The organism is Flavobacterium piscisymbiosum (assembly GCF_020905295.1).
GTDB classification, from domain to species: Bacteria; Bacteroidota; Bacteroidia; order Flavobacteriales; family Flavobacteriaceae; genus Flavobacterium; species Flavobacterium piscisymbiosum.
The window spans coordinates 6,127,767-6,143,470 of sequence record NZ_JAJJMM010000001.1 but is presented as its reverse complement, the minus strand read 5'-3'; the positions used below and the strand labels follow the sequence as shown (position 1 = coordinate 6,143,470).

General features: G+C 34.8%; 11 protein-coding genes. 5 read left to right on the top strand and 6 right to left on the bottom strand.

Translation table 11 applies throughout. The features are described 5' to 3' along the window. Nucleotides 1-4 precede the first annotated feature (4 nt). A complete protein-coding gene (locus tag LNP81_RS25810) occupies nt 5-1,390 on the top strand; it encodes a TolC family protein (protein WP_230040364.1) in 1,386 nt (461 codons plus the stop codon). Nucleotides 1,391-1,479: 89 nt separating this feature from the next. On the opposite strand, the gene LNP81_RS25805 is transcribed toward LNP81_RS25810, so the two are convergent. Beyond that, nucleotides 1,480-2,271 (bottom strand): response regulator transcription factor, encoded by a 792-nt coding sequence (locus tag LNP81_RS25805; RefSeq protein WP_230040362.1) that lies wholly within the window; start codon nt 2,269-2,271, stop codon nt 1,480-1,482. A 66-nt stretch (nt 2,272-2,337) separates the two neighbouring features. Between LNP81_RS25805 and LNP81_RS25800 the strand changes: the two genes are divergently transcribed. The 3 genes from LNP81_RS25800 (at nt 2,338) to LNP81_RS25790 (ending at nt 5,321) form a co-directional block, all read left to right on the top strand. Continuing rightward, nucleotides 2,338-2,985, top strand: coding sequence for a DUF1349 domain-containing protein (locus tag LNP81_RS25800; RefSeq protein ID WP_230040360.1), 648 nt, complete (start codon nt 2,338-2,340; stop codon nt 2,983-2,985). Between the two features lie 123 nt (nt 2,986-3,108). Beyond that, a complete protein-coding gene (locus LNP81_RS25795) occupies nt 3,109-4,407 on the top strand; it encodes a M20 metallopeptidase family protein (protein WP_230040359.1) in 1,299 nt (432 codons plus the stop codon). Between the two features lie 20 nt (nt 4,408-4,427). Further along, complete coding sequence (locus tag LNP81_RS25790; RefSeq protein ID WP_230040358.1) at nt 4,428-5,321, top strand: retroviral-like aspartic protease family protein; 894 nt, start codon at nt 4,428-4,430, stop codon at nt 5,319-5,321. An 86-nt stretch (nt 5,322-5,407) separates the two neighbouring features. Here LNP81_RS25790 and LNP81_RS25785 read toward each other — a convergent pair whose 3' ends face one another. Further along, entirely contained in the window at nt 5,408-6,817 is a 1,410-nt protein-coding gene (locus LNP81_RS25785; RefSeq protein WP_230040357.1) for an MFS transporter, read from the bottom strand. 389 nt (nt 6,818-7,206) lie between these two features. Then, a complete protein-coding gene (locus LNP81_RS25780; protein WP_230040356.1) occupies nt 7,207-8,601 on the bottom strand; it encodes an aldehyde dehydrogenase family protein in 1,395 nt (464 codons plus the stop codon). A gap of 271 nt (nt 8,602-8,872) precedes the next feature. On the opposite strand from LNP81_RS25780, the gene LNP81_RS25775 reads away from it, so the two are divergent. Next, entirely contained in the window at nt 8,873-9,307 is a 435-nt protein-coding gene (locus LNP81_RS25775) for an SRPBCC family protein (RefSeq protein ID WP_230040355.1), read from the top strand. A gap of 557 nt (nt 9,308-9,864) precedes the next feature. Here the strand turns inward: LNP81_RS25775 and LNP81_RS25770 are convergent. The 3 genes from LNP81_RS25770 to LNP81_RS25760 all read right to left on the bottom strand — a co-directional run bounded on the left by LNP81_RS25770 (nt 9,865) and on the right by LNP81_RS25760 (nt 15,628). Next, nucleotides 9,865-11,136: an acyltransferase family protein gene (locus tag LNP81_RS25770; protein WP_230040354.1), complete on the bottom strand. Its 1,272-nt coding sequence runs from the start codon at nt 11,134-11,136 to the stop codon at nt 9,865-9,867. A gap of 61 nt (nt 11,137-11,197) precedes the next feature. Then, nucleotides 11,198-12,406, bottom strand: a complete 1,209-nt coding sequence (locus LNP81_RS25765) for an anhydro-N-acetylmuramic acid kinase (RefSeq protein ID WP_230040352.1) — start codon at nt 12,404-12,406, stop codon at nt 11,198-11,200. Nucleotides 12,407-12,628: 222 nt separating this feature from the next. After that, nucleotides 12,629-15,628 (bottom strand): serine hydrolase domain-containing protein, encoded by a 3,000-nt coding sequence (locus LNP81_RS25760; protein WP_230040350.1) that lies wholly within the window; start codon nt 15,626-15,628, stop codon nt 12,629-12,631. Nucleotides 15,629-15,704 lie beyond the last annotated feature (76 nt).

Below are 15,704 nucleotides of genomic sequence, written 5' to 3'. Positions count from 1 at the left end.
AATAATGAAGAAATACAATCATAAATTAATCATCATTATACTGATTGTTGCCAGTATATGGAGTTCGTGCAAGATCACGAAACCCTATACAAAACCCGCAGCATCAGTAACGTATCGTGATCCTGAAAGTAAGGACACGACAAATATTGCAACCATGAAATGGTCAGAACTATTTACAGATCTTGCATTGCAAAAGCTAATTTCGGATGGATTGGCTGCAAACCTGGATTTAAAGATTGCGGTGGAACGCATTAATCAGGCAACAGTGAATGTTAAGCTGAGTAAAGCCGCTTTTCTGCCTTCGGTAAACGGAAATCTATCTGTTAAAGAATCCAGATTGGCTTTCCCGCAAGGGTTTGGACTTTTCGATCAATCGACACAATACGATTTAGGAATTATTGCCGGATGGGAAATTGATGTTTGGGGTAAATTAAAAAGCGCTAAGAAAAGCGCATTAGCAAATTTATTGGCTACAGATGCTGCCAAACGTGCTGTTCAAACCCAATTGATCGCCAATATTGCCAATTCGTATTATGAATTATTAATTCTCGACGAGCAATTAAAAGTACTTAAAAAGACAGCTAAAAACAGAGAAACCGATGCTGAAACAATCAAGGTTCTTTTCGAAAATTCTATTATTAATGGAGTTGCAGTGGTGCAAAGTGAAGCCAACTTTTATGAAGCAGAATTAGCCATTCCGGATATTGAACAAAAAATAACCGAAACTGAAAATGCTTTATGTATACTTCTGGCAAAATCTCCAACCAAAATTGAACGTGGTTATCTGGAACAACAAACACTAACGTACGATCTTAAAATTGGAGTTCCGATGCAGCTTTTGGCAAACAGACCAGATGTACAACAAGCAGAATATAATTTTAGAGCGGCATTTGAAGAAACGAATGTGGCAAGAGCTTATTTTTATCCTGCTTTGACCATCAGCGGAGCGGCCGGTTTTTCTAGCTTTGGATTGAAAGACTGGTTTACAAACGGAGGACTTTTTGGTAATATTGCCGGAGGACTTACGCAGCCCATCTTCAATAAAGGAATCAATAAAGGAAGATTAGCGACGGCATTATCATTACAAAAAGAAGCCCTTTATAATTTTGAATTTTCGATGCTAAAAGCAAGTGAAGAAGTTTCGAATGCCTTATCTAAATATGATAACGCCGCTTTAAAGGAAGAAAAAAGAAAAAAACAATTAGAAGCTTTATTCAAAGCAGTTGAATTTAATAAAGAATTACTGAACAATTCCACCACCAATTATACTGATGTATTGACAGCCGAACAAAATTTATTAAACGCACAATTAAGAGGAATTGACGATCAAAGTCAAAAACTGCATGCGGTTGTAAACTTGTATCGCGCACTTGGCGGTGGCTGGAATTAATTTAAAAATAAATGTTAATTATTTAATTTGTTGGTTTTTAGTGAAGCAGGGGATAGTTGAAAAGCTATCCCTTCTTTTTTTTCGAAATTCTAACGTGGTATTAATCCCGTGGCATTTGCAATTCTGCAGGCCTCCATGGCATTATTTACATTGAGTTTTTGAAAAATATTTTGACGGTGCCTATTCACAGTATGTATGCTCAGGGACAGTTTATCGGCGATTTCTTTGCTTCGCATTCCTAAATTAATAAGCTGAATAATTTCTCCTTCTCTTATCGATAGCAAATCATCAAAACGGCCTTGTTCGCTATCTAAAATTACGCCTGTGCTGGTATTAATAATCACTCCGTCAGGAACATCAAATCCCGGATAATCATAAACCATGTTGTACAGGCAAAGTACCAGCGAAACATTTCCTTCATCTGTACTGCTCAGGTATAGTAACCGATGTTTAATCAAAAGATATTTGCCGTCGTTGTTTTTAATTCTTAGTTTGGTAATTACATTATAATTAAGGCGTTCATTTAAACTAATAGATTTCAATAACTTAAAAAACTGAAATTCGAGTCGGTATTTTTTCTGAAGATCATCGGGATGAACCCGGCTCAATAATTCATCTTCCCAAATAGAATTTATGGCTGTTTTTGTGGGCTCAAATCCCAACTGCTGAGCGACTCCGCCAGAATAAATATAACTTTTTCTTTCTTTTAGATCGCTAAGTACGCTAATGGTGTTTTCTAGTTTGGCGTATAGTGTAGCGATCATTTTACCATCGTCGAGTTGCATATTAGGCTGAGAAAAACCTGAAAACGGCTGAGAAAACAGTTTTATATCCAGTAACTCACGAATATTTTCAGTATCCTGATGGTTATTTATAGCCATTTGATGTAGAATATTAATTTATAATTTTGGAACCACAAGGTAACATTTCAAATCTATAACAAACTTATGAAAAAAACTATATTAGCTATTGGCCTCTTACTGAGCTTAACGGAAATAAAAGCACAGAGTCTTGAAAAAATGCATTGGTTTAATGAACCTGAAAAATGGCAGATAAAAGACAATAGCTTAATTATGCAGGTAACACCAAAAAGTGATTATTGGAGAATCTCTCATTATGGCTTTACTGTCGATGATGGCCCATTTTATTACAGTATTTACGGAGGTGAATTTGAAACGAAAGTAAAACTAACAGGTAATTATAAAACCCGTTTCGACCAAATGGGACTTATGATTCGTGTAGATGAAAAAAATTACATTAAAACAGGCGTTGAGTTTGTAGACGGTAAATTTAATATCAGTACGGTTGTAACGCATGAAAAAAGCGACTGGAGTGTGAATGTACTGGACAAAGTTCCTCCTTTTGTATGGATCAAGGCGGTGCGCAGATTAGACGCTGTAGAGATTTATTATTCTTTGGATGATAAAAACTATATCCTGACCCGTAATGCTCCACTGCAGGATAATACTCCTGTTATGGTAGGACTTATGGCAGCTTGCCCTGATGGAAACGGATTTGAAGCCAAATTCGAAAATTTTTCTGTGAAACATCTTGCAGATCAGAGACGTTTAGAATGGCTTAAAGATCACCAATAGGTCTTTTTTAAATTGTTAGGAGTTCTAAATTTGAAAGCTTTTTAGGCTATTTAATAAAGAATGATTAAAAACTTGTAACCTTTTCTTATTAATGACGTCTTTAAAAGAACAACCTTCAAACATATGAAACTTATTCTATCAATATTTATTCTGGTATTTATCTTTAGCTTAGAACAAATAGATAAAGAAAATCCGTCAAAACTATCTGTCGAAAATGCAACTCATAAACGCATTTCGGCAGATACTGACAAAATTTACGACAAGCTGGTAGAACTTAGAAGAGATTTTCATGAGAATCCTGAACTGGCAGGAAATGAAAAACGTACTCAGGAAATCGTAAAACAATATTTGTTAGACTTAGGAATCGAAGTTGTAATGGAGGTACACGGGTATAGTATTGTAGGGATTCTGAAAGGAGACAAAAAGGGGAAAAGTATTGCATGGAGAGCGGATATGGATGCCTTGCCAAATGATTTTCCTGACAAAGTTGATTTTAAATCCAAAATAAAAGGAATACAGCATGGTTGCGGACATGACGTACATCTTGCAATTGCATTGGGAATAGCCGAAGTACTTTCGAAAAACAAACAATCAATAAAAGGAACAATTTATTTTATATTTCAATCAGAAGAAGAAACATTTGCCGGAGCAAAAGGTATGATAGACAAAGGTTTATTTTCGAAAATAAATCCTGAAGAAATTTATGGTTTACATATAAGCGCATTGCCGGTAGGGGAAATTATGGTGAAACCAAATGAAATGTTTGCGTACCAAAAACGAATCAGAATCAAACTGAAAGATGAATTATCGAAAGACGAAACCAAAGCGCTTACAGCGAAAATTCAAAGTTTGCTTTCTCGTGTCCAAACCTGTACTAAACCCTGGGAAATACAATCTATAGTTGATCCTGAAATTGGATTAATCAATCAGAATACAATTTTTAAAGATTATCTTTTTGTCGACGGTCAATTTAATGTCTACTCAAAAAACGGCGAACTTTTTTTAGAAGCCTATTTGTATGAAACCAATAAATCGAATCTGCCAAAAATAATACCTCAAATAGAAGAGTTACTGGCCAAAGAAAAATACACACAAAAAGTGATTTCAGTATCTTTCGTACAAGAAAATCCAACAGTAATTAATGATGAAAACCTGACCAAAAAAGCCATAAAATCGCTAAATAAAATTTATGGGAATAATTTGGTGGTAAATGATTTTGGACAAATTCCATATTTTAATGATGATTTTGCTTATTTTCAACAAAAAATACCTGGAGTATATTTCTTATTGGGAGGGTCAAATAGTGAAAAAGGGATTGTAGCAATGAATCACGCCCCTAATTTTACTGTTGATGAAGAAAGTATAAAAATAGGTGTTAGGAGTTTTTCATCTTTAATAATTGAAAGACTAAATACAAAATAACAACGGCACATTTTTTATGTATGAAAAATAGAATAATTATTGTTTTAATATTCCTATCTGTCAATGCTTTTGCGCAAAAAGAAAAAGTAATGCGCGATAGTATTTCAATGAAAATTAACGAGCAGAATACAATATATGTAGAAGCAGTTTTTAATGAAACAGATACTCTGGTTCTCAACTTTGATACAGGAACAACAGAGCTTATTTTGATATATAATGTTCTTAAAAATAAAAATAAGATTAAATCGGCAACACAACTTTATAATACTCCATACAATTTGAAAATTGGAACTAACAATTATAAAGTAAAAGTGTATGACGCAGAATTAACTGGACACGGAACAGATGGCAGGTTTGGTTGGGATCTCTTTAAAAACAAGATTGTTGAATTAAATTACGATAAGAATTTAATGGTCGTACATTCAATATTGCCTGATTATGTTGAAAAAAACAAAGAATTTACAAAACTTAATATGGAGTTTATAGAAGATTTGCTATTAGTAGTAAGTGAAATTAAACAAAGTAATGTTGTAAATAAAAACGTATTTCTTTTTGATACCGGTTATCAAAGAACAGCAATGCTTGACAATGATTTAATGGCACAAGGAAAATTTCCTGCTGAGAAAATGGAAGTCATAAAAAAAGTAATCATGAAAGGCGCTCAGGGAAATGAAATTCCTGTGATTACTTCGAATTTGGAAATGCTGAAAATTGGAAAGTATAAATTAAAAAACGTTCCTGTTCAACAAACAACGGCAAACAAACCATTAAAAGATATCAATGTTCATATTTTGGGCAATGAAGTTCTTAAGAGATTTAACACCTTTCTTGATTTTCAAAAGAATGTTGTCTACCTGAAGCCCAATCATTTATTCAATGATAAATATATAGAAGGAAAGAAAAAAGAGATATGAAAAAAAGCCTGTATACATTATGTTTACAGGTTTTTTTTATGAAATTATAATCAGTGATTTATAGTGATGCATACAAAAAGAGGCGATTAAATTCCTGATTTTAAATTATCACCATCTTTATCATGAAGTCTTCTAAAAACTAATCCGGAAAGAATAGTTAGAAAACCTACCACTAAAAATGTATATCGAAATGCATTGTGAATTTCATTATGAATGAGTTTTATATCACCCTGAAATATTTTAAGAACCAAGAGTCCAAAAGCAATTCCAAAACCAATTGCGAGCTGCTGATTGACAGAAACTAAAGAATTTCCGCTACTGGTATGATAAACCCTTAAATCGGCAATAGAAATAGAATTCATAGAAGTAAACTGAATGGAGTTAAAGAATCCTAACACCGAAATAATGGGAATATACCAATAGAAAGAAGTATGAATTGACGGAATAGCCAGGGCACAAATTAAAACCCCGATAATAAAAGTATTCACCATTAAGGTTTTTCTATAACCGTATTTATTTAAAATCTTAATTACAGCCGATTTTCCAAACATCGCCGTAAGAGCCATGGGGGCGACAATCCATCCTGAAGTTACTGCCGATTGTCCGTATGCAATCTGAATCATCATAGGCAATAACAACGGAATAGAACTAAAGCCCAAACGCGTCGCCAGATTACCTACTATGCCTACGCGAAAAGTTCTTACCTTAAATAAATTCAATGGAAAAAGAGGATTGTTGTCTGTCACGGCATGTTTATAATACCAATACAACATTAAAAATCCGGACATTAATACCAATAAAACCGGTGTTACGCGAACGGTATTGCCAAATAATTCTAAAGAAATAGACAAAAGGAGGGAAGCCGCAGCAAAAATCAGGAAACCTTTTAAGTCAAAATCGATTATGGGAGATTTATAGTCAGGCATATACTTAAGACTTAAGAGAATACCAATAATCCCAAACGGAATATTGATCAGGAAAATCCAGTGCCACGATAAATAATCGACCATATAACCACCAACCAAAGGACCTAAAACAGGACCTATCAAGGCTGGAATAATGGCAAAATTCATTGCTTTTAATAATTCTTTTTTAGGAAATGTTCTAATGAGCGCCAATTTACCTACGGGTGTCATTAAACTTCCTCCGATCCCCTGAATAACACGCGAAAAAATCAGATGGCTTAAATTCTGCGAAAGCGAACAAAACAAAGATCCGATACTGAACAACAATAAAGCAAAAATAAATACTTTCTTCGTCCCAAATTTATCCGATAAAAAACCACTAACCGGCATAAAAAGCGCAAGAGTTAATACATAGCTAATAATGGCATTCTGCATATCAAGCGGCGATTCGTGCAGATCTTTGGCAATAGCCGTTATCGAAGTATTTAAAATAGTAGAATCGAGCATTTGCATAAAGATCGAAGTCGCCAAAATAATGGGTAATATTTTTTTGGTGGTTTCAATGTTTAGTTCTGCAGGGTTTGCGTTCATATTTTTAAAACTTTTTCTTTATTTAAATTTAAATCGGATGCTTAGATTTTTTACCATCAATTTATGAAACCTTTGCGTATGGTTTTTAAACACATAGTCCCGATAGCTATCGGGATTGTTTACTTAAAAAAAGGCGTTTCACTTATTTAAAATACATCCCGATAGCTATCGGGACTATGTGAAATGAAAGAAATGTGTTTCTTTTTGTCTCCTTTTTGGTGCACATAAAATCTATGTTTCTATGTGTTTAAATTTTTTCACGCAGATCTCGCAGATTTAGCAGATCTTGTTTAAAATTTAATCCTTAACATAAAAAAATCTCCTAAATCTGCGAGAAAAATAATCTATGTTTTAAATGAAATTTTCATATTAAATCGGGTAAATAAAAATTATAGAAATTTACTTTTAAAAACGGTTAGTTTTTCTCTCGTCATTTCGTTTATGGCATATGAAATTCCGCCCATGCCAATACCTGAAGAATCTCTTCCTCCAAATGGCATCCAATCGACTCTAAATGCCGTATGATCGTTAACCATAACGGCAGTAGCATTCAATTTTTTAACGGTATCTAAAGCGATATCAACATTTTTTGTAAAAACCGCCGCCTGAAAATGAACATCAAGTGCATTGGCTCTTTTGATCGCTTCATCTCGGTCTGTAAAAGAATAAATACATACAACGGGTCCAAAAATTTCGGTAGTCGAAACTTTCGAATCTTCTGACGGATTAACCAAAACTGTAGGCTCAAAGAAAGTGTCGGAAATTCTTTTTCCGCCGGTTATTAATTGAGCTCCTTTTTCAATCGCTTCATTCACCCATTCTTCGACACGATCGACTTCTTTAGGTGTAATAAGCGGACCAACATCTGTTTTTTGATCTAACGGATTTCCTGTAATTAGTTTATTGGTGGCAGCTGCAAACTCTTCAATAAAACGCTCAGAAATCTCCTGATTGACATAAACTCGCTGAACCGAAACGCAAACTTGTCCGGCATGATAAAAACCTCCTTTTACGAGAGCAGGAATCATTTCGGTAAAATCAGCATCACTTTCAACAATAACCGGAGCAGCTCCGCCATGTTCTAAAGCACATCTTGTTCCCGGAGATAATTTACTTTTTAAGGACCATCCCACTTTTGCCGAACCAATAAAAGAGAAAAAATTAATTCTTGGATCTGTGACCAATAATTCGGCAGCTTCGTTGTCGCATAAAATTATTTGAAGCCAGCCTTCTGGTAATCCTGCTTCTTTTAAAATATTGCCAAGAGCAAAACTCGACAACGGAGTCGCTGTTGCGGGTTTAAAAATTACGGGACAGCCGGCTGCAATGGCCGTAACGATTTGGTGAACTGCTAAATTTAACGGGTGGTTAAAAGCACTAACGGCGGCCACAATTCCTATAGGTTCTTTTGAGGTAAAAGCAATTCTGTTTAAAGAAGCCTCTGTAAGTCCCATTGGTATTTGTTCTCCTTTTATTTGAGAAATGTGTTCTGCTGCCAATTTTACACCTTTTATTGCACGAAGTACCTCAGCTTTAGAATCCTGATAAGGTTTTCCGCCTTCGCTTATGGCAGTGACTAATAATTCCTCGATTCTGTCATTCATAATCGAAGCTGTTTTTTCTAATATTTCGATTCTTTTATAAGCCGGAATCCACTTCGATTGATCGTTAAATAAGTTTTGAGCGGTATTAAGTATGTGGTCAATCTCATTTTTACTAATCAAGGGTAATTCTTTAATAAAACTTTGATCGTATGGAGAGGTGATTTCTGCAGTCATTTTCATAGTATTTTATTTTAAAAGACTCATTATAAAAACAAATTTAGGCTTGAAAGAATTGCTTTTACAAAGTCATTGTAGTGTATTTAATCTAAAGTTAATTAAATTAATCCTCATAATTATGAAAAAAGCGCAATAGGTTATTGAATTTAACTTGAGATTAATATTCTCTTTTAAAATATACAAAGGGCAATTACATGTTATTATTTTCAAAATAGAGTGTTTGTCAGAGCAATAGAAATTTCGTTAACTTTGAATTTACGAAAACAAAACATTCATGAAAATGGAAAAAATCGAGCACATCAATTACATCAAATCACCTATTGCTGAGGTTTACAAAACACTTACTACGCAAGAAGGACTTGGCGCGGTATGGACCACAGAATTAATCGTTAAACCGGAAGTTGGTTTTATCAATGAGTTTGATTTTGGAGATAATGATTCAACAAAAATGAAGGTAGTAGAGTTGTATACAAACAAAAGGATCTTATGGGAATGTACGGATTCTGACCCGGAATGGATTGGTACAAAAATTTCATTTGACCTGACAGAAAAAGACGGAGTAACGTCAGTTGTTCTAAAGCATTTTGATTGGCGTGAGTTAACCGAGTTTTACCAATGGTGCAATTACAATTGGGCGATGTTTCTGTTAAGTCTTAAAAGTTATTGCGAAGATGGGGAAGGAACGCCATATCAAAAGAGAAAGTTTTAGTTTTTTGCCTGAATAAAATTCTAACGGAGCGAGAGGTACTATTTTCTTCAGATTGATAATATGTCACCCCGCTTGGGCTTTTCTTCATAATCAATATTAAAATTTATATAAATATCCCGTCCAAATGTGCAATGTTATTAAGTTAGATTGTGTTCCATCGGAACACCTCATCGGTAGAAAAAAAATGCATCGTGAGAAACATCGTCCCATTGGGACGTTTGAGAAATTGTAATCTGTATCTATTTTTACCAATTATTATTTATAAAATCAGACCTTCCTACGGAACGTGAAAAACGCCATATCTATTGGGCTACCAATGAAATGTTCCGATGGAACAAAAACAAATAAGTGTAATAAAAAGAAATCCAAAAATAAATTGGCTTAATCTCATGTTGTCTTTATTAATAAAAATTAGGAGCTAATCCCGCTATCCGTTCCAATCTTTTGTGCCGAACCCCGGCACAAAAGGATTTCCACTTCTATCGGGGCTAGGACAATCATTTTCATGAAAAATTCGTGCTAATTCGTGAAATTCGTGTTTGCATGAATAACGTTTTTTACACTTTAAAAATTAATTTCTTTTTATAGAAAACCCATAAGATACATGACCAAAAAACAGCATATATAAGTGCATAAGCCAACGACGCATTCAATGGATTTTCGAACCAGGTTGTAATTCCGTATTTGTAAATCGAAGTTTGAAGACTGATTTCTTCTGACGTTATTTCCGGACTTTGAACCTTAATAGCACTCAACGCTCTCGGGATTATTCCTGAAAAGAAAAATACAATCATAGGATTTACGCCCCAGATCAAAAACAGTTTTGTCCATTTTGTATAGTTTGCAACATCTATTATGTAGTATAATATCGTCAAACATATTGTGGCGATTCCAGCCGTGTATAAAACATACGAACTTGTCCAAAGCGATTTGTTTATTGGGAAAAAGGTATTCCAGAGTAGACCCAGAATCAATAAAGAAACTCCGGCGATGGCTAATTTTTTTACAATTTCGATTTTGGCGATTTGCAGGTTTAATATCTGCCCAATAAACATTCCCATGATTCCTGTACCAATGGCTGGCAAAGTGCTCAGGATTCCTTCAGGATCCCAGGTTTTACTAGAAGCCCATAAATGTCCGTTTAAAAGTAAATTGTCTAACCACGCAGCCAGATTAGTTCCTTTGTCGAAATTGGCAGGGCCAAATCCCGGAACCGGAACAAAAGCCATCAAAATCCAGTAAATCAATAAAATCGAAGCGGCAACTACAAGTTGTGTTTTTAGGTTTGTTTTTAAATATAAAATAGAAGTAAAGAAATATACAATTCCTATTCGTTGCAGCACTCCAGGAATTCTTACGTCTTCAAAAGCTTCGATTCCGCTGTAGGCAAAGGATATTAGTATGGCAAAAATCCCTACTGCGAGATAGGTTTTAACTTTTAAAGTAAAGTTGCCTAAAAGGGCATAAGCTACTGCAAAAGTGATTAGTAATCTTAGGATTAATAACGGAATTCCTTCTAAACCAAATAATTCGAATCGGCTGAAAAAAGCGAGAAAAAATCCTAAACAGAAGATTCGTAACGAACGAACTATAATTTTATTAAAAACAGCCGAATCAAAATGTTTTACCGGCATTGCAAACGGAATCGCAGTTCCCATTATAAAAACAAAAAAAGGAAATACTAAATCGGTAGGAGTACAGCCATGCCATTCTGCATGTTCTAAAGGCGGATAAATAAAGGCCCAGCTTCCCGGATTATTGACAATGGTCATCAATAAAATGGTAAATCCTCTAAATACATCTAGTGAAATTAAACGTTCTTTTGTCATTGGTTGAGGTTGTTTTTTTGGTTTCGTTAATGATATAAAAAGAGAAATCGTGATTGTTTTTTTAATTCGGAAAAGAAATTTTTCCCATCGATACTGACGGAATCCTTTTTCTCGGTCCAAAATCAGAAGTGCCTCCGGAAACGGTTTCATTGGCTAAAATGGCAAATAATATGGCTTCTTTTGCATCGCCGGAAATTCCTAAAACATCAGTATTTTCAAAAGTACAAGGCAATAATTCTTTTAGCCAACCCACTAATAATGGATTATGCGCGCCTCCGCCTGACATATATATAGTGAAATTTTCGGGAGAATACGTTGTATTATTTATGGCCGAATGTATGGCTTCGGCGATTGTTTCAGCGCTGAATCGGGTTAAGGTGGCGAGTAAATCTTCGATAGTAATATTTTGGGTATTGCTTTGGGTTTGCGCTTTTCGAACATAGTCAATACTAAAAAGTTCCGGACCTGTAGTTTTAGGGAAAGGTTTAGCAAAGAATTCATCTTCTTTTAAAGCTTTTAAAAGAGTTGCATTTACATTGCCTTTTTTCGCAATTTCGGCATCTTTATCATACGATTTTTCAGGAAAATAAAGTCGGGTAAAAGCATCAATTAAGGTATTTCCTGTTCCTGTATCGGTCACAAAAACTTCTTCGGGATTATGGCTTGATGATAAATACGTAAAATTAGCGATACCGCCCATATTGAGCATAATACGGTTTTCATCTTTTTTGCTAAATAAAAAATAATCTCCGTAAACGGCCAATGGCGCTCCTTCACCACCTGCTGCAAGATGTTTTTGCCTAAAATCAGAAATGGTTATAATGCCGGTTTTTACGGCAATATGATCTCCGTCTCCAATTTGCAAAGTACCGTTTGGAAATTTTTCCTGCTGATGCAAAATCTTCGGAGCATGAAAAACAGTTTGTCCGTGTGAGGCTACCAGATCAATTTTTTCAGCCGGAATTTTCCAATGGTTCAAACGATCCAGAATAATATTAGCATGAAGAATCCCGATCCATTCATTCAATAAAACCAAATTCTGAAAATCAATAGTGGGTTTCGCAAATACATTGCGGATCTCTGATTTTACTTCTTCAGAATAATCAACGGTGTCAAATTGAATCAATTGAACTTCGGTATTTTCACCGGAACCTGAAATTTCGCATAAAGCCACATCCAAACCATCCAATGAAGTACCAGACATTAATCCGATAATAGTTCGTGATGGTTTTTGGGCAATTTTATAGAGTGATTCCAGATTTGCATTCATGATATTGTTTTTTTTTTATAAATTATTCTTCGTTGTGTATAATTATTTAAACACATAGAAACATAGATTTTAGAACTCAAAATAGGCGTTTCACTTGTTTAAAATACACATATCCAGCTATGCGAAAGAAATGTATTTCTTTTTTGTATTCTTTTTAAGAAAAGAAAACTATGTTTCTATGTGTTTAAAAAAAATGCCAACTTATAAGCCAACTCGTATTTTTTATTTTATAATAGCTTCCTGAATAATTTGCTGAATTTCTTCTCTAATTTTTCCTTTGGCTAATTTATTCTCATCTCCATTCGTTCCGGGATAGGTTCTGTTGGATAAAAATACATAAACAATTTCTGTTTCAGGATCAACCCAGGCAATGTTTCCTGTAAATCCTGTGTGACCAAAACTTGATGGAGATACGCAAGCGCAGGTTGGACCATCTTTACCGATTCTTTTATCAAAACCTAAACCTCTCTGAACGCCCTGATTGGCATAATAACAAGTATTGAAAGCGTCAAATGTTTGTGGAGAGAAATATTCTTTATTACCGTAGTTTCCTTTTTGCAAATACAACTGCATCATTTTGGCAACATCCATAGCGTTCGAAAAAATTCCTGCGTGACCGGCAACTCCGCCTTCCATTGCTGCGGCCATATCGTGTACATAACCCTGAATAACCTGATGTCTGAAATACGTATCAATTTCGGTAGGGGCAATGTTGCTTTTATCGAATTTGTCTAACGGATTGTAAAGCGTATTGTTCATTCCGAGTGTGCTGTAAAAATTCTGTTTGCTCAGATCTTCCAGTTTTTTATGTGTTTTTCTTTCCAGATATTCTTTTAAAATGATAAAAGTAAAGTCGCTGTATTTATATTCTTTTTTAAGGGATACCGGACTATCGGCAATGATTTTCATGATCGTATCGTGATAATCATTTCGAATATAAAGGTTGTCTGCCACTTTTGTGGTAAAACCAGTTTCGGCTATTTTTCGATAGTATTTTTCAGAAGGATTATTATTGCTGTCTAAAGTTGCTTTGTAAAACGGAATCCAGGCCTGTAGTCCGGCATAATGAGTTAATAAATCCTTGAAAATGATGTTTTCTTTGTTTGTTTTGGCAAAAAACGGCACCATATCTTTCAATTTGGTATCGAGATTTACTTTTTCTTTATCGTATAATTGCATCACGTTGGGCAATGTAGATATCATTTTCGAAATCGAAGCGACATCATATAAATCGGTGTTGGTTACTTTTTTCCCGTTCTCATAAGTTTGATTTCCGTATGATTTCTGAAAGATTACACTTCCTTTTCTGGCCACCAAAACCTGCATTCCAGGCGCCATTTTTCCATCAATTGCTTTTTGTGCCACAGCATCTATTTTTGATAGAATGGCGGGATTCATATTCACGTTTTCCGGAGCGGTAAAAGCGAGGCGATTTAATTTTTCTGTCGTTAATCCGTCATTTACTTTGAAAAAATTATTGATGGATACCGGCAGTTTTCCTTTGGCTGAAATAGCACCAAAAAGTAATTCGGCCGAAACTACCTGACTGATATCTGAATTTTGGTAAGAAACCACTAAACCTTCAATATCATCAAAATCGGAAATGGATAATAGCGAATAAGGTTTGGCAAAGATGTCGAGAATTACGTCGTTGTGTTTCGCAATTTCTTTTAGCCAAAGCATTTCGGTTAATGTAAATTCTTGTTTTTCCCAAGGTTTATTTACTTTATGAAAGCTGATAATCACCTTGTCAAATTTTCTCAATTCCTTATTCAGGCTGTCAAGATTGGTGTCTTTAACTTCTATTATTTCGGTATATTTTTTTAATGTAGAAACAAAAGTACTGTTCGTATCATCGCCTAATTTTACGTACGCAATTTTCTGATCGAGTTCTTTTATAGGCAATATTTCCTTTTCATTTTTTAAAACAGTAACCGCGTTTTCATACAATTGATAATGCAGCGCATCATTTTGTGACGGATTAAGATCAGTATAAATATTAGCCATATCAATAGGCTTGTAATGATTTAATCCTGCTTTGAATTTATAATGCAATATTTTTTTTACTGAATGTGCGAGTCGTTCCTCGGTAATCACATTTTCATTATAAGCTGCTTCCAGTTTTTGCATCGCTACGGGAACATTTTCCGGACAAAGTAAAACATCATTTCCGGCAAGAATTACCGCAATTTCTAGATCTCCGGGACCTTTAAAATTACTGGCGCCTTTCATGGCTAAACCATCGGTAAAAATCAAACCTTCGAAACCTAATTCTTTTTGAAGCAGGTTCGTAACCACATTATAAGAAGCCGAAGAAGGTAAATTTGGAATTGGTTCTAAACTCGGAATATTAAGATGCCCAACCATCACCGATACTAAACCTTCATCGAATATTCTTTTGTACGGATACAATTCGATTTGCTCCAGTCTTTCTTTCGAAAAATTAACTAATGGCAAAGCATGATGCGAATCTGTTGCGGTATCTCCGTGTCCGGGAAAATGTTTTCCGGTACTAAAAACGCCCTGACTTTGAACTCCTTTCATTAAAGCAATCGCTTTTTCGCTTACATTGACTTTGTCTTCGCCAAAAGAACGATTCCCGATAATTGGATTTTTAGGATTGGTATTAATATCTAAAACCGGCGCAAAATTAAAATGGATTCCGATTCGTTTGTTTTCGTTGGCCATATTTCGGCCCACTTTCTCAATTAAATTCAAATCCTGAATCGCGCCCAAAGTCATATTCCACGGATATCTGTAAGTAGAATCCAATCGCATTGCCAATCCCCATTCGGCATCAATTCCTACGAACAAAGGCACTTTTGCTTTCGATTGGTACAAATTGGTCAATTTCGCCTGACGAACCGGTCCGCCCTGAAAAAAGATTACTCCGCCTACTTTATAATCCTGAACCAGTTTATTGACTTCATTTACGTGTACAGAATCTTTATTAGAATAAGCCGAAATCATAAACAATTGACCTACTTTTTCGCGAAGTGACATTTTGCTGTATATGCTGTCGACCCAGGCAGTTTCTTTATCTGAATCTTTGAAAAAAGTCTTTTTCTCAGATGTTTTTGGAGCCGTATAAACGACTGTATCTTTGGTAACAGGATCTGTTTTTAAATCTTTAATTGTAGTGTCTTTTTTAGAAACGCCACAATTGGTGATTAAAAATAAAAATGAAGCACAAAGGCTGATTTTTATGATGTAATCTTTCATGTTTATTATTTTTTGGGCAATTGAAACTTGTTTAAAGAGATTTCAATTGATTAATCAATAGGGTTGTGTTTTTAAG

What these genes read in the sequence shown, in the direction of transcription:
- LNP81_RS25785 (WP_230040357.1), bottom strand. Translation starts at nt 6,817, where the DNA reads ATGAACGCAAACCCTGCAGAACTAAACATTGAAACCACCAAAAAAATA.
- LNP81_RS25775 (WP_230040355.1), top strand. Translation starts at nt 8,873, where the DNA reads ATGAAAATGGAAAAAATCGAGCACATCAATTACATCAAATCACCTATT.
- LNP81_RS25800 (WP_230040360.1), top strand. Translation starts at nt 2,338, where the DNA reads ATGAAAAAAACTATATTAGCTATTGGCCTCTTACTGAGCTTAACGGAA.
- LNP81_RS25770 (WP_230040354.1), bottom strand. Translation starts at nt 11,136, where the DNA reads ATGACAAAAGAACGTTTAATTTCACTAGATGTATTTAGAGGATTTACC.
- LNP81_RS25780 (WP_230040356.1), bottom strand. Translation starts at nt 8,601, where the DNA reads ATGAAAATGACTGCAGAAATCACCTCTCCATACGATCAAAGTTTTATT.
- LNP81_RS25760 (WP_230040350.1), bottom strand. Translation starts at nt 15,628, where the DNA reads ATGAAAGATTACATCATAAAAATCAGCCTTTGTGCTTCATTTTTATTT.
- LNP81_RS25810 (WP_230040364.1), top strand. Translation starts at nt 5, where the DNA reads ATGAAGAAATACAATCATAAATTAATCATCATTATACTGATTGTTGCC.
- LNP81_RS25805 (WP_230040362.1), bottom strand. Translation starts at nt 2,271, where the DNA reads ATGGCTATAAATAACCATCAGGATACTGAAAATATTCGTGAGTTACTG.
- LNP81_RS25790 (WP_230040358.1), top strand. Translation starts at nt 4,428, where the DNA reads ATGAAAAATAGAATAATTATTGTTTTAATATTCCTATCTGTCAATGCT.
- LNP81_RS25765 (WP_230040352.1), bottom strand. Translation starts at nt 12,406, where the DNA reads ATGAATGCAAATCTGGAATCACTCTATAAAATTGCCCAAAAACCATCA.
- LNP81_RS25795 (WP_230040359.1), top strand. Translation starts at nt 3,109, where the DNA reads ATGAAACTTATTCTATCAATATTTATTCTGGTATTTATCTTTAGCTTA.